Origin of the sequence: Pseudovibrio exalbescens DSM 16456, assembly GCF_000422785.1 — a bacterium.
Taxonomy (GTDB): domain Bacteria; phylum Pseudomonadota; class Alphaproteobacteria; order Rhizobiales; family Stappiaceae; genus Pseudovibrio; species Pseudovibrio exalbescens.
Window position 1 is genome coordinate 17,937 of sequence record NZ_AUGS01000015.1, and the last position, 13,912, is coordinate 31,848.

Below are 13,912 nucleotides of genomic sequence, written 5' to 3' on the forward strand. Positions count from 1 at the left end.
CGCTAAGCGGCGGCATGACCTGTATTTACTCGAGTCCAACCGCCGCAGTTAACAAAATGAAAACACTCAAAAAGCGCTCCGAGTTTCTAACCGTTGCCAAAGGCGGAAGGACAACTCGGCGTGCTTTTGTGCTTCAAGCAGCCAAAACAAGGGGCTGCGGCGACCCACGGGTCGGTTACACGGTCACGAAAAAGACCGGAAATGCTGTCGAGCGGAATCGGATTAAGCGCCGATTGAGAGCCGCCATTGCCATTGCAGGCCCAAGGGCAGCAGAAGATGGGGCGGACTATGTGCTCATTGGGCGGCGCGGTGCGTTGTCACAACCCTTCGACAAACTGGTTCAAGACCTCTCCGGCAGCATATATAACGCATTCAAGAAACCGAAACCGCGTAAGGGTGGAGGTGAGCGAGCCGCAACAGGCGCGACCCGCTCCTCATCGCGGACGCGGGTGCAAACATTCACCAGTTCAAACACGAGTGATCTAGTCGATGAACGATAATCGCAATATGATTCTGGCGATTGTGTTGTCGCTCGGCGTGCTGCTCGCATGGCAGTTTTTTTACGCCGGCCCACAACTCGAACGCCAGCAGGCCGAACAGCAGGCTCAGCTTGCAGAAACAGAGCAGCAGAGCGGCTCGTCCACGCCGGTCGTGAATCCAGATGGCTCTACCGCAACACCTGCAGGACCAGGCACCCAACAGGCAGCGTCACAGGTTCTGAACCGTGATGCGGCCCTCAGCCAGTCCGAGCGCGTCAAGCTGAACACGCCGCGGCTTTCCGGTTCCATCAATCTCCTGGGCGGTCGTTTTGATGACCTCCACCTGAAGGATTACCGTCAGACCACGGATCCAACCAGCGATACGGTCATCTTGCTGTCTCCCAAGGGCAGCCCCAAACCTTACTATGCCGAGTATGGCTGGGTGGCCGATCCGGGCGCAGAAGTGACCTTGCCGACATCCGAAACATTGTGGAATGTAGAGGATGGCGCGGAACTCACGCCTGAAACCCCACTGACCCTGACATGGGACAACGGCGAAGGCTTAGCCTTCAAGCGCACAATCAGCGTTGACGAGAACTACATGTTCACCGTCAACCAGACCGTTGAGAATGCGACCGACAGCGATGTAAAGCTGTATCCTTACGGCTTGGTGGTTCGTACAGGCGAACCCAAAACAACCGGCTACTTCGTACTGCACGAAGGCCTGCTGGGCGTTATTGGCGAAGAAGGCCTGAAAGAAATCGACTACAGCGATCTGGCTGAAGAAGGTGCCATTCGCCCAGCTAAGGCTGCCCAGGGGTGGCTCGGATTTACCGACAAGTACTGGGCTGCGACCCTCATTCCAACGCCTGGCACCGAGTTCCAGCCGAGCTTTTCCTATTCTCCAGCCAGTGACAACTTTCAGGCTGACTATCTGGGCGATGGCGTAACCATTCCCGCCGGTGGCGTTGCTGAAACAACAGCTGACCTGTTCGCCGGCGCAAAGGTATCGAGCCTGATTGACGGCTATGAAGAAACCAAGAACATCTTGAACTTCGATCTCATGATCGACTGGGGATGGTTCTACTTCATCACCAAGCCGATGTTCTGGTTGATTGATGCGCTGTACACACTGGTAGGCAACTTTGGCGTTGCCATCCTGCTGGTGACCGTCCTCGTAAAGGCACTGTTCTTCCCGCTCGCCAACAAATCCTACGTCTCCATGAGCAAAATGAAGCTCGTGCAGCCGCAGATGAACGAGATCCGGGAAAAGTACAAGGACGACAAGCAAAAGCAGCAGCAAGCTCTCATGGAGCTTTACAAGACCGAGAAAATCAATCCACTGGCCGGTTGTTTGCCAGTCGTGATCCAGATCCCGGTCTTCTTCTCGCTGTACAAGGTGCTGTTCGTCACCATTGAAATGCGCCATGCGCCGTTCTTTGGCTGGATTCAGGATTTGTCGGCGCCTGATCCGACAACCATCTTCAATCTGTTCGGTATGATCCCGTGGGATCCGCCAGCGATGTTGATGATTGGCGTCTGGCCGCTGATCATGGGTGTCACCATGTTCCTGCAAATGAAGATGAACCCTGCACCAGCCGAACCGGCACAGCAGATGATATTCAACTGGATGCCGGTACTGTTCACCTTTATGCTGGCCACATTCCCGGCTGGTCTGGTGATCTACTGGGCGTGGAACAACTTCCTGTCCATCCTGCAGCAGGGCGTCATCATGCGCCGCCAGGGTGTCAAGCTGGAGCTGTTCGACAACCTGAAGAACATGTTTGGCCGCAAATCCTCCCAAGGAGGGGATGCGAAGTAAGACATCTATCAAATGATGAAAAGAGAGCGCGGTCAGTTGGCCGCGCTCTTTTTGCCTGATGGGCTTGTCTGAACGCCTGACCTGTGGCACGAACGATACCTAACCACCACCAAAGAGGAGTCTGGGGCAATGAACAAGTAAGCTGCCGATCTCAAGCTCCGCACGGGCCTAGTCCGCGCGGCCAATTACCACTATCGCAGCTTATCTTGAGGAGGCGTCATGCCTTGCCCAGACCCTGATGCACTGTTCCCCATGAATGGGGAGAGCCATACCGTTTTTCTGAAAAACGTCATTTCGCGACCCACCATTCGAGTGGGCGACTTCACCTATTATAACGACCCGGAGCACGCCACCGCCTTCGAGGAGCGAAACGTACTCTATCATTTTGATTTTATCGGCGACGCTCTGGAAATAGGCAGGTTCTGCGCGCTCGCAACCGATGTTCAGTTCATCATGAACGGTGCCACGCACGCGCTCGGCGGCATCTCCACCTATCCGTTCAACATTTTCGGTCATGGATGGGAAGAAGGGATGGACCTGTCCACCTTTCTTACCTCGCAAAAAGGCGACACGATTGTCGAACACGATGTTTGGATTGGTCGGGGAGCGACAATCATGCCGGGGGTTCGGATCGGCAGCGGTGCCATTATTGGCGCCTATTCGGTTGTGACCAAAGATGTGCCAGCCTATACCATTGCCGCGGGCAATCCTGCGAAGGTAGTCAAGCAGCGTTTTCATCCGGACGAAGCGAGCCGTTTGTTGGAGATCGCCTGGTGGAATTGGCCAATCGAAAAAATAACACGAAACCTCAACGCAATTCGCGGTGCAGATCTTGCGGCTTTGGAGCGCGCAGTGTAACAGCACAGACGAAATGAAAGCGGGCTCGGATCTAACTGGAAAGTCTCATGACACCTGAAGAAGAAAAGCAAAAAGAACTGCTCGAGGCAGGCCGTCTTCTGTTTTCGCAGGAGTGGGACTTCATCACATCGGTGGCGGAGCTGGGACAGTTGCCTCCGCTTCGCCAACCGGAAATCGCATTTGCTGGCCGTTCAAACGTTGGCAAGTCCAGTTTGATCAACGCCCTTACAGGACGCAAGGGGCTCGCCCGCACGTCCAATACGCCGGGCCGCACCCAGATGCTGAATTTCTTCGGCGCACCAGACAGCCCCATCACCATTGTCGACATGCCCGGCTATGGCTACGCCCAAGCACCGAAGGGGCTGGTCGATGCATGGACTGATCTGGTTTTCGACTACCTCAAAGGCCGCTCGACGTTGCGCCGGGTCTTCACGCTCATTGATAGCCGCCACGGATTGAAGAAGAACGACCTTGAAGCAATGGAAGTTCTCGACAAGGCTGCGGTGGCCTATCAGGTGGTCTTGACGAAGGCTGATAAAATCAAGCCCGGACAACTTGAACGCGTCAAGACCGAAACGCTTGAGAAGCTTTCAAAACGACCTGCAGCCTATCCTGAAGTGATTGCCACTTCCTCCGAAAAAGGATGGGGGCTGCCGGAAGTCCGTGCAGAGATTTACAAGTTGGCCACGCAATAAAGTCATCTCTTTCGCCACTGTATACGAGCAAACGTTCTCAGATCCGGGCAGCTTCTGAGAACAATTCCCCTTTCCGTGTTGTGACTAAGCTTTCGAACCGGCACACATGCAGCAACGTGGTTAATAATTAGATATTGACGCAACGGAAACTGTGTGGCCTCATGACACTTTAGGGGCAATTCGGGGCTCCATTCTTATCAAGTAATAGTATTTGATCGTTCACTTTCGTGCATTTACAAGGCGAAACCATGCTGCCTAAAAGCCAGATCCCTGTGCAGGATTACGGAGCCATTCCGTCAAACCTTCCAGCGTCTAGAGCAGACGACAGGCTGCCTTCTGGTGAGGCAACAGGCAAAGCAGGATTGCTTCCGCAGGCAAATGACAATCCACCTCTCCGCCTTGAAGAACATCAGTTCAGTTCACAGCTGGTAGGAGCCTACCGCCGGAAAGAGTTCGAAGTCTTCTACCAACCCAAGGTTCGCGTCAGCGATCACGAAATCATTGGCGCCGAAGCATTGATCCGATGGAACCACCCCGACCTTGGCATTCTCGCGCCGCAGTCTTTTGGACATCATCTGTACCATGGCGAGTTGGGTCGTTCTGTCAGCTACTGGTGTCTTGAAACAGCATGTAAGCAGGCTGCAAGCTGGCGGTGCGACCATGCCCCAGATTTTGTGGTCAGCGTAAACACATGCGCGGCCCAGCTATCCTGCCGTGACATGCCGGCACGAGTTGCCAGCATCCTTTCACTCACCGGGCTTCCACCTACTGCTCTGGAACTGGAACTGACGGAAGACCATGATCTGGACGGACTGCCCAACTTGCCACGCAACTTGGACCAGTTGCGCGACATGGAAGTGGGCATTGCTGTTGACGATTTTGGAACCGGATTTGCCTCACTCAAACATGTTTTGAATTACCCGATTTCGCGCTTGAAGATTGATCGTCTGTTCGTTGCATCACTGGATAAGCCATCCCAAACGATGAGAACTTGTGCCAGTATCGTTGAGATGGCCACAAAACTTGGCGTCGACGTCACTGTGGAAGGCGTCGAGACGCAAGAGCAGCTCCGTGTGTTGAAAGCCATCGGATGTACTGAAGTGCAGGGTTTTTTATACTCTCGTCCGATACCAGCAGCCCAGTTTGAACGGCTCCTGATCAACGGTTTTGCATTCGCACCAGCGTGACAACGACGAAAGGACGGCGCCAAGTAGTTTGAGAAAACTCAAGAAACACGTTATAAGCGCATAAGTAATTTTGTGCGCCTGGTTTGGCGTTAATTTTGATGAGCACCTTTCATCTTAACTAGGTGAATATCGACGATGAGTTCTCTTGAGTCCGCCTCCCGCGCCCGGATCATTGCCCAGGCCCTTCCTTACATGCAGCGCTACGACAAGACAAAAGTCGTGGTCAAATACGGCGGCAACGCCATGGGGGACGAAGAATTGTCCCGAGCATTTGCGCGTGACATCACGTTGCTGCGACAGTCCGGCGTTCACCCAGTGGTGGTGCACGGCGGAGGGCCTCAAATCGGCAGCATGCTTAAACGCCTGAACATTCAATCGGAGTTCAAAGGCGGATTGCGCGTTACCGACCGCGCGACTGTAGAAGTGGTCGAGATGGTTTTGAGCGGCTCAATCAACAAGAGCATCGTTCAAAACATCAACTACGAAGGAGGACGCGCAATCGGGTTGAGCGGCAAGGATGGCGACATGCTTCTGGCCCGCAAGCTGCACCGCAAGTTCCGGGATCCGGATTCCAAAATCGAGGAGATTCTGGATCTCGGTTTCGTCGGCGAGCCGGATGTTGTGAACCCGAAGGTGCTGGAGCTCATCCTTGAGAAAGATCTGATTCCGGTGGTCGCGCCGGTGGCCCCGGGCCGGGATGGCGAGACCTACAATATCAATGCGGATACCTTCGCAGGCGCCATCGCAGGCTCCTTGAACGCCAAACGCCTGTTGTTCCTAACGGACGTACCGGGCGTTCTGGACAAGGACGGCAAGCTCATAAAGCAGCTCACCGTGGCCGGTGCCCGCGCCCTTATAGCCGACGGCACCATTTCTGGCGGCATGATCCCGAAAGTTGAAACATGCATGGAAGCCCTCGACCGCGGCGTCGAGGGAGTGGTAATCGTTGACGGAAAGGTACCCCATTCTGTCCTGCTTGAGCTGTTTACAGACCATGGAGCCGGAACGCTCATCGTTCCTTAACTCCAGACTGGTCTGATAAAAAGGTCCTTCCCGGGACCTTTTTTAATTCAAGAGCTTCCAACGATCACAGCGGTTCCCTATCTTGACACCATGATTAAGCAAAACGGTCGATTAGACTTCTCCTCGTTTGACGAGATCGATACTTGGATATTTGATCTCGACAATACTCTGTATCCGGCACACTCGGACCTGTTCCCGCAGATCAACCAAAAGATCAATGCGTATGTTCAGATGTTGACGGGCAAGCCGCAGGAAGAGGCGCGTCTGATCCAAAAAGAGTATTACAAAACCTACGGCACCACATTGCGCGGCCTGATGATGGAACATGACATCATGCCAGATGAATTTCTGGAGTTTGTACATGACATCGATCATTCCTGCCTCGATCCGGACCCACAATTAGGTGACGCCATTCGCCAACTCCCTGGACGGCGTTTCATTCTGACGAATGGCACACGCAAGCACGCCGAGGCTGTGGCAGGAGTTTTGGGCATTACCGAGCACTTCGAAGACATTTTCGGCATTGTTGAAGCCGATCTGGTACCCAAACCCGCCCAGGAGAACTATGACAAGTTCATCAAGAAGTACGGCGTAGACCCGACCTCCGCGGTCATGTTCGAGGATCTGGCCCGTAACCTGCAGGTGCCTCATCAACTGGGCATGCGCACGGTATTGGTCGTGCCTCAAGGCACACGCGAAGTATTTCGGGAAAACTGGGAACTGGAAGGTGCAGCAGCACCGCACGTTGAGTTTATCACCGACCATTTGGGAGAGTTTCTCTCTCACATCCTTTCGGTTAAGGCCGGTCGTCATCCCTCCTGACGCCTGAACCGCCCCTCTTCACCCGTTCTGTTGCCTCAAGTCCCCACAAGATAGTGGGCCTAAGGGTTGACGCAGTAGACGAGAAAAAAGCAATGCTTTATTGAGTTGAATTCAATAGCTAACGAATAAACAGATCTGGGTGAAGACGAATGGTTTCCTTGCGGGCGTTGCATGCGTTCTCTCTGCTTGCAAAACACGGTCGTGCAGCGCGCGCGGCTGAAGACTTGGGCGTGACACCATCTGCGCTGACGCACTTGTTGCGTTCGCTGGAGAGCGAACTGGGCGCAGCCCTTGTCATTCGCGATGGTCGCGGGCTTGTTCTGACCGAGGAAGGACAACGCCTTTCCTCCAATTTAGGCAATTCATTTGATCAGATTGAGCACGCCGTAGAGGCCTTTCGAAGGCGCAGCCGAACGGAACTTCGCATCTCAACACTGTCAACGGTCGCAACGCGTTGGCTTATTCCGCGCCTGCCTGATTTCCAGCAGAAACACCCGGATATCGAGCTGCTCATTTCGACGAGCATGCGTGTCGTCGACCTGGATCGAGAAGCTTATGACTGCGCCATTCGGCTTGGAAAGGGCGGATGGCCCAACGTTGAAACGCAGAAGCTGTGGCAAGAAGACCTCGTGGTGGCATTTGCACCTCAGCTCAGCCCCAACAATCCCAATCCGGACATCAGCTTTCTTGATGAGCTGAAATTGCTTCACACATCCACTCGCCGCGACGACTGGCCGGTGTGGTTGAAGGCTGCAGAGATCGAGCACATAGACCCTTCATCCGGAGCCATGTTCGAAAGCCGCAACATGGCCATTCAGGGTGCTGTTGCTGGAATGGGAGCGATTGCCATCGACACCCATTTCGTGAAGCAGGAGGTCGAGGCTGGTCATCTGATGGTACCGGACTGGCCGAAGACATCGCTGGAAACAGGGTACTGGTTCGTTCGCAACGCCGGTCGACCGCTGACCCGTCCAGTCGCCGCCTTTCGTGACTGGTTGCTGGAGCAGTCCAACGACGGCATTGCCTCCGAAGCCGCAGAATAACAAGCTTCCCGCCGTGCGCAGGGCTGGTTTGTATTGACTTGCCCTGCCCATGTGGGTACCTCCTCTTTCGATCATCTCTTCTTTCCATGGACTTCACACAGAGGACCCATCCCGCATGAGCCAGACAGATCTTGCAGCTCTCGAAGCAACCATCGACGCGGCCTTCGACAACCGTGATGCGATTACAACCGAGACCACAGGGGACGTGCGCGACGCCGTCGAGAAGGCCCTGGATCTGATGGATAAAGGCATTTTGCGTGTTGCTGATAAATCCTCAGGTGAATGGGTCGTCAACCAGTGGGCCAAGAAAGCTGTGCTGCTGTCGTTCCGCCTCAATCCGATGGAGATCATCAAAGGCGGACCGGATGGCGCAACATGGTGGGACAAAGTCCCATCCAAGTTTCTGGGCTGGAGCGACGAGCAGTTCAAGGATGCCGGCTTTCGTGCCGTTCCAGGAAGCATTGTTCGCCGGTCAGCGTTCATTGGCAAGTCGGCAGTATTAATGCCCTCATTCGTGAACTTGGGTGCCTATGTTGACGAAGGCTCCATGGTCGATACATGGGTGACCGTGGGATCTTGTGCGCAAATTGGCAAGAACGTTCACCTGTCCGGTGGCGTCGGTATTGGCGGCGTTTTGGAGCCCCTGCAAGCAGGTCCGGTCATCATCGAAGACAATTGCTTTATCGGTGCGCGGTCCGAGGTCGTTGAAGGTGTCATCGTCCGTGAAGGCGCAGTGCTTGCGATGGGCGTGTTCATTTCGGCAACTACCAAGATCATCGACCGAAACACGGGTGAGGTATTCGTTGGCGAAGTCCCGCCATACTCGGTTGTTGTCCCAGGCGCGATGCCGGGCAAGCCACTCCCGGATGGCACCCCTGGCCCCAGCCTGGCCTGCGCCGTGATCGTAAAGCGTGTGGATGCCCAAACCCGCGCAAAGACCTCTGTCAACGATCTGCTTCGCGACTAATTCGCTCATGCATTCATGAGATGTGCAAGCCGGGGCCATGCGCTCCGGCTTTCTATTGCGTCCTGCCCCATACGGTCTATAGTGCCGCCACTTCAAGCGAGAGAGATCATGAGCAAGCAGTCCGCCGTCACAAAAATGGAAATCAAACTAAACCCCGACGACTGGCATGGCATGTTACGCGAGACGGTTTTTGCGACCACTCTTGGCAATAACCGTTATCGGATTGAAAACACCCCTTTTCTTGCCAAGGGTGTGAGCTTGGGTGATGAAGTAGCCGCCGTGCGCAGCAAACGTGGGCTGGTGCTTTCAGAGGTTCTCAAGCACTCCGGACATTCCACACTGCGTATTCTAGTGGACGAAAGCGCCAGTCCGGCCGAGTTTCAGCAACAATGGCTCAAACTGGAAAAACTCGGGTGTACATGCGAAGATGCAGACGGTGACATTCCTTTGTTCAGTGTTGACATCCCCCCACAGGTAAAGCTGCAAACCGCGCTGAAAATTCTGGACGAAGGATATGACATGGGGATCTGGACCTATGACGAAGGCCACATCGGACATACCCTTGCCGACAACGACCGGTAAGCGGACAACACACCTGCCCGCCCACTACGACGGCATCTGATGCAGTTCAAAAAGCTACCATTGAAGCCCTAGAGTTTTCAGATCAGCGCGCAACTTTTCCGGTGTTTCAAAGTGCAGGGCCTGCATTCCAACAGCCTGAGCTCCTAAAACGTTCTTGTAAGTGTCGTCGACAAAGACCAACTCACTCGGGTTCAAGTTGTTTCGTTCAATGAGGATTTCATAGATCCGGCGATCTGGTTTCAAGAGCTTTTCTTCAGCAGAAACGACAGTGTCGCGGAATGAATCGGCGAGGAAAGGAAAAATCTGCTTTGCAACCTCGAACTTCTCCGAGGAGAAATTGGTGATCGCATAAAGCGGTACGCCGCCATCCTTAAGCTCTTTCAGAAGCTTGACCGTTCCTTCAACATGGCCATCCAGCATTTCTTCCCAGCGGTCGTAGTAGGCCCGGATCAAGTCCTCATGATGAGGGAACTGGCCAATTCGCTCCTCAAGTGCTTCCTGCCATCCACGCCCTTTGTCCTGTTCCAGATTCCAGTCGTAGTGACAAACAGTATTCAAAAAATAATCACGTTCCGTGTCGTCTGGAATGAGCTTGCGGTAAAGATTGTGCGGGTCCCAGTGAATAAGGACATTGCCTACATCAAAAACGACTGTGGTAACTTTGCTTGTCATGAATCTGATCCGTTTCATCAGCGAGAGTCGAGGGTGAAGAACAGCTGGACATTTAGCATAGGCACGGCCAGCTCAACACAGGCTTTAACTATGGCTTGCAATGGCTGATTGAATAAGCAGCGGTCGTGGCAACACAATGACCATCACCCGAACCAGCAAGGTCTCTTGATCCCAACAAGCAAAAAGGGCCACCTCGAATGAGGCGGCCCTGATCGAACACGGCATTTGCCGAGTGATTACGCTTCGCAGATTTCACGTGTCTGGCGTGCAATCATCGCTTCTTCATTGGTTGGGATCGCCATGATCTTAACCTTGGAAGATGGCTTGGAAATCGTGATTGCTTCCTTGGCACGAGCGCCATTGGCTTCCTCGTCAATTTCGATTCCAAGGAATTCCAGGCCCTTACACACACCAGCGCGGGTCTTGGCGGAGTTTTCGCCAATACCACCGGTGAATACCAGCGCGTCGATACCGCCCATGACAGCAACCAGAGCACCCAACTCGCGCTTGACGCGGTTGTCGTAGTACTCAAGTGCCTGTTTGGCGCGCGGATCTTCGGACTGCTCCAGGTCACGCATGTCCTGCGAGATGCCGGAAAGACCCTTCATACCGGATTCCTTGTTGAGCAGGTGCGCAACTTCCTTCGAAGTCATGCCCTTCTCTTCCATCAGGTAGAAGATGACACCCGGATCGATAAGGCCACAGCGAGTGCCCATTGCCAAACCGTCCAATGGGGTAAAGCCCATGGTGGTGGTGACGCACTTGCCATTATCGATCGCGCACATGGAAGCGCCATTGCCCAGGTGAGCAACCACAACCTTGCCGTTAGCTACTTCCGGAGCCACATTATGCAACTCCTCTGAAATGTAGTGGAACGACTGGCCGTGCATGCCGTAGCGGCGAACGCCCTCTTCGTAGTACTTCAGCGGAATTGCGTAGGCTTCGTTCTTGAATTCCTGCGTCCGGTGGAACGCAGTATCGAAGCAAGCAACGTTCGGCTTACCTGGGAAGGCTGCCTTTGCACCGCGGATACCCGCCAGGTTATGCGGGTTGTGGAGCGGTGCAAGGTGATTGATGCCTTCCAGCTCCTTGTCCACTTCTTCGGTCACCAGAACCGGTGCGGAGAAGTTGGTGGAGCCATGGACAACCCGGTGCCCGATAGCGTCCACTTCAAGATTCGCATCAAATTCCTTGAGCAGAGCCAGAATGACCTGCAGTGCAGCAGTGTGATCCTTGGCTTCTTCCTCAGAAAGGGCGCGGTCCATCAGAACCTTGCCTTCTGCGGTTTTGCCCTTCACCCAAGCGGACGCACCCAGACCATCGATCTGACCGGACAGCACGGACTCTTCGCCTTGGAACAGCTGGAACTTGATGGAGGAAGAACCTGCGTTCAGTACCAGAATAGTTTCAATTGTCATTATTCAGCTGCCTTAGCAATGTCTTCGCCGTTGAATGCGGTTTTGTTACGGCTGTAGTAGTCGTAAAGGCTTGCAAGAGCGCAAGATACGAGACGTGCACGATCGTTGTCGGCACGGCTGGTCAGAATAACAGGGCAACGTGCACCGATGACCAGACCAGCGGTTTCAGCATGGGCCACGAAGGTCAGTTCCTTCGCGATCATGTTACCAGCTTCGAGGTTCGGTACGATCAGCACTTCCGCGCGACCAGCAACGAGGGAGTCGATACCCTTCGTGCGGGCTGCTTCAAGATCGATCGCGTTGTCCATGGCCAGTGGGCCATCCACGATACCACCCTTGATCTGACCACGATCAGCCATCTTGGACAGAACCGCAGCGTCAATTGTGGATGGAATTGCCGGGTTTACTGTTTCCAGAGCGGAAAGTACGCCGACCTTTGGAGGCTCAATGCCGATAGAACGCGCAACGTTGATGGCATTCTGAGTGATGTCCACCTTGGTTGGCAGATCTGGCGCGATGTTGATCGCCGCATCAGAAATGATAACCGGAGTGGAGCGACCCGGTACGTCCATGACGAACGCATGGGAGATACGACGCTTGGTGCGCAGGCCGCCTTCGCGCTTCACAACGTGGCGCAGCAGGTCGTCGGTGTGCAGGTGCCCCTTCATCACAGAACGTACACGGCCTTCGTGAACCAGCGCAACGGCGCGAGCTGCGGAAGAGTTTTCGTCTTCACAGTCGATGAGCTCGTAACCGGAGATATCGACCCCAATCTTTTCGGCTGCTGCCTGGATACGTGCAGCAGGACCACAGAGAATCGGTACGATGAGGCCAGCTTCGGCTGCCATTACAGTGCCACCCAAAGAGTTGGCATCGTCAGGGCAAACAACGGAAGTCGGAATTGCTGGCAGCTGTTTTGCCAAAGCAACCAGACGGTCAAAATGCTGATGGCGCTTCATGAGAAGGCTCGGCAGCTTTTCCGGGTCGTAGCTGATGGTCTTTTCAGGCGCAATAACGATTGCTTCGCCTTCTGCAACCAGGGTTCCGTCGTCGCGCTTGACAACGGTGGACAGGCGCACATGACGGTCTGCCAGCTTTTCCAGAACGGTTACGGTTACATCAAGAACCTGATCAACCTTCACCTTTTCGTGGAACTTCAGGGTCTGGTCACGGTACACACTGCCTGGACCAGGCAGAACGTTGCCGATGACTGCGGAAATCAGCGTACCACCCCACATGAAGGGAGCGGAAGGGCCATCGCCGTCCTTTTCGCCTTCCCACTCTGCGTTTGGCAGATGAAGCGGGTTGATGTTGCCGGAAGCATGAGCAAATACAAACAGATCATTCGCCGTACAAATACGGGAACGAGTCACGGTGTCACCAACCTGAATTTGGTCGTATGTCCGGTTAGTTGCCATTGGGGCCTCTTCGTTGTGAGGTGCTGATCCTGAAGGTTGTCACTGCGCTTCGCCGGGAGGATTTGACGTCGCGTCTTCGACCCACATTGTCAGCACTCGAGTGTATACATATCGCCGGGCTTGGTTGCCTTATTCTACTTTTTGAGTAGTCCTGCCATTGATCCTTGTCATTTACAAAGAAATTTTAGGACTGATTTTCCGCTCTGCGGGATTATGCCACAGTGTTCCTATCTACCCTACCGGAAAGCTATCAGACACTATCTATACTGAATACAGTTTGTCTGGCGAGGCTCGGAAAAATACAGATCCTCCAATGTGATCGTGCCAATCCCAAGTAAGGTATCCATAACCTCGCCCAATATGGGCTCATAGACATGTGTCACCTGAGTGATCACAAGGCATGCGCCGTCCGTTTTAATAGTATTGGGGATATTTATCCCCTTCGGAAGAGGGCTACCTTTGCTCCACGGCTCCGTGGTTCCGGAATTTCCAAGCACCTTTCCAGCGCTCCACAGGACTTCTGTCGTGAAGGTGTTGCCAGACTTTTTCTCGAACTCCACAACACCCGACTCAATAACGGTGCCAGTTGCGTTGTAAGGTGTCATGATCTGCTCCGATGCCGAAAACAAATCATTCATCATTGCTGAGTTGACTTCGGTTTCACGAGCGATCAGATCTGCGACGGACGAGCCGATCCGTCCGACTTTTCTGTCGACGCTCAACACCGTCGTGAGCTCGATCATACCAACCAGCAGAATCAGAAAGACGGGCAGAATGACGGCAAACTCCACCGCAGCCACACCGTTGCGATCGTCACCAAAACGGCGCAGCCACGACCACAATGCACCTGTGCGCACTCCATGCTCTTTTTGCCGTGCCCGCATTACCTTTTGCCCTGTTTCAAAGCCTTGAACGCGTTTCAACGC

The 13,912-nt window shown here is 54.1% G+C and carries 14 protein-coding genes; 10 read left to right on the forward strand and 4 right to left on the reverse strand.

All coding sequences use genetic code 11. The features are described 5' to 3' along the window. Positions 1–56: 56 nt before the first annotated feature. The 10 genes from rnpA (at position 57) to G512_RS0111040 (ending at position 9,478) form a co-directional block, all read left to right on the forward strand. Positions 57–500 carry a ribonuclease P protein component gene (gene rnpA, locus G512_RS20830; protein WP_081657454.1) on the forward strand — a complete coding sequence of 148 codons (444 nt, stop codon included), beginning with the start codon at positions 57–59 and terminating at the stop codon, positions 498–500. Further along, complete coding sequence (gene yidC, locus G512_RS0111000; protein WP_028481760.1) at positions 490–2,301, forward strand: membrane protein insertase YidC; 1,812 nt, start codon at positions 490–492, stop codon at positions 2,299–2,301. Before rnpA ends, yidC begins: the two co-directional genes overlap by 11 nt. Positions 2,302–2,520: 219 nt before the next feature. Further along, the gene (locus G512_RS0111005) at positions 2,521–3,159 is read left to right on the forward strand and encodes a CatB-related O-acetyltransferase (protein WP_028481761.1); all 639 of its coding nucleotides are present in this window, start codon (positions 2,521–2,523) and stop codon (positions 3,157–3,159) included. 47 nt (positions 3,160–3,206) lie between these two features. Further along, on the forward strand, positions 3,207–3,854 hold the full coding sequence (yihA, locus tag G512_RS0111010) for a ribosome biogenesis GTP-binding protein YihA/YsxC (RefSeq protein WP_036489563.1): 648 nt from the start codon (positions 3,207–3,209) through the stop codon (positions 3,852–3,854). A 248-nt stretch (positions 3,855–4,102) separates the two neighbouring features. Continuing rightward, a complete protein-coding gene (locus tag G512_RS20835) occupies positions 4,103–5,041 on the forward strand; it encodes an EAL domain-containing protein (RefSeq protein ID WP_028481763.1) in 939 nt (312 codons plus the stop codon). Positions 5,042–5,176: 135 nt separating this feature from the next. Next, a complete protein-coding gene (argB, locus tag G512_RS0111020) occupies positions 5,177–6,064 on the forward strand; it encodes an acetylglutamate kinase (protein ID WP_028481764.1) in 888 nt (295 codons plus the stop codon). 90 nt (positions 6,065–6,154) lie between these two features. Continuing rightward, the gene (locus tag G512_RS0111025) at positions 6,155–6,886 is read left to right on the forward strand and encodes a pyrimidine 5'-nucleotidase (protein ID WP_028481765.1); all 732 of its coding nucleotides are present in this window, start codon (positions 6,155–6,157) and stop codon (positions 6,884–6,886) included. A gap of 149 nt (positions 6,887–7,035) precedes the next feature. Further along, positions 7,036–7,929: a LysR substrate-binding domain-containing protein gene (locus G512_RS0111030; RefSeq protein WP_028481766.1), complete on the forward strand. Its 894-nt coding sequence runs from the start codon at positions 7,036–7,038 to the stop codon at positions 7,927–7,929. Between the two features lie 115 nt (positions 7,930–8,044). After that, the gene (dapD, locus tag G512_RS0111035) at positions 8,045–8,896 is read left to right on the forward strand and encodes a 2,3,4,5-tetrahydropyridine-2,6-dicarboxylate N-succinyltransferase (RefSeq protein ID WP_028481767.1); all 852 of its coding nucleotides are present in this window, start codon (positions 8,045–8,047) and stop codon (positions 8,894–8,896) included. A gap of 108 nt (positions 8,897–9,004) precedes the next feature. Next, entirely contained in the window at positions 9,005–9,478 is a 474-nt protein-coding gene (locus tag G512_RS0111040; protein ID WP_028481768.1) for a DUF4265 domain-containing protein, read from the forward strand. A gap of 54 nt (positions 9,479–9,532) precedes the next feature. Here the strand turns inward: G512_RS0111040 and G512_RS0111045 are convergent, their stop codons facing one another. The 4 genes from G512_RS0111045 to G512_RS0111060 all read right to left on the reverse strand — a co-directional run bounded on the left by G512_RS0111045 (position 9,533) and on the right by G512_RS0111060 (position 13,870). After that, on the reverse strand, positions 9,533–10,150 hold the full coding sequence (locus G512_RS0111045) for an HAD family hydrolase (protein WP_028481769.1): 618 nt from the start codon (positions 10,148–10,150) through the stop codon (positions 9,533–9,535). 236 nt (positions 10,151–10,386) lie between these two features. Beyond that, positions 10,387–11,568 carry an acetate/propionate family kinase gene (locus tag G512_RS0111050; RefSeq protein ID WP_028481770.1) on the reverse strand — a complete coding sequence of 394 codons (1,182 nt, stop codon included), beginning with the start codon at positions 11,566–11,568 and terminating at the stop codon, positions 10,387–10,389. After that, positions 11,568–12,986, reverse strand: a complete 1,419-nt coding sequence (locus G512_RS0111055; protein WP_028481771.1) for a bifunctional enoyl-CoA hydratase/phosphate acetyltransferase — start codon at positions 12,984–12,986, stop codon at positions 11,568–11,570. Before G512_RS0111055 ends, G512_RS0111050 begins: the two co-directional genes overlap by 1 nt. A gap of 257 nt (positions 12,987–13,243) precedes the next feature. Beyond that, positions 13,244–13,870 (reverse strand): TadE/TadG family type IV pilus assembly protein, encoded by a 627-nt coding sequence (locus G512_RS0111060; protein ID WP_143181364.1) that lies wholly within the window; start codon positions 13,868–13,870, stop codon positions 13,244–13,246. Positions 13,871–13,912 lie beyond the last annotated feature (42 nt).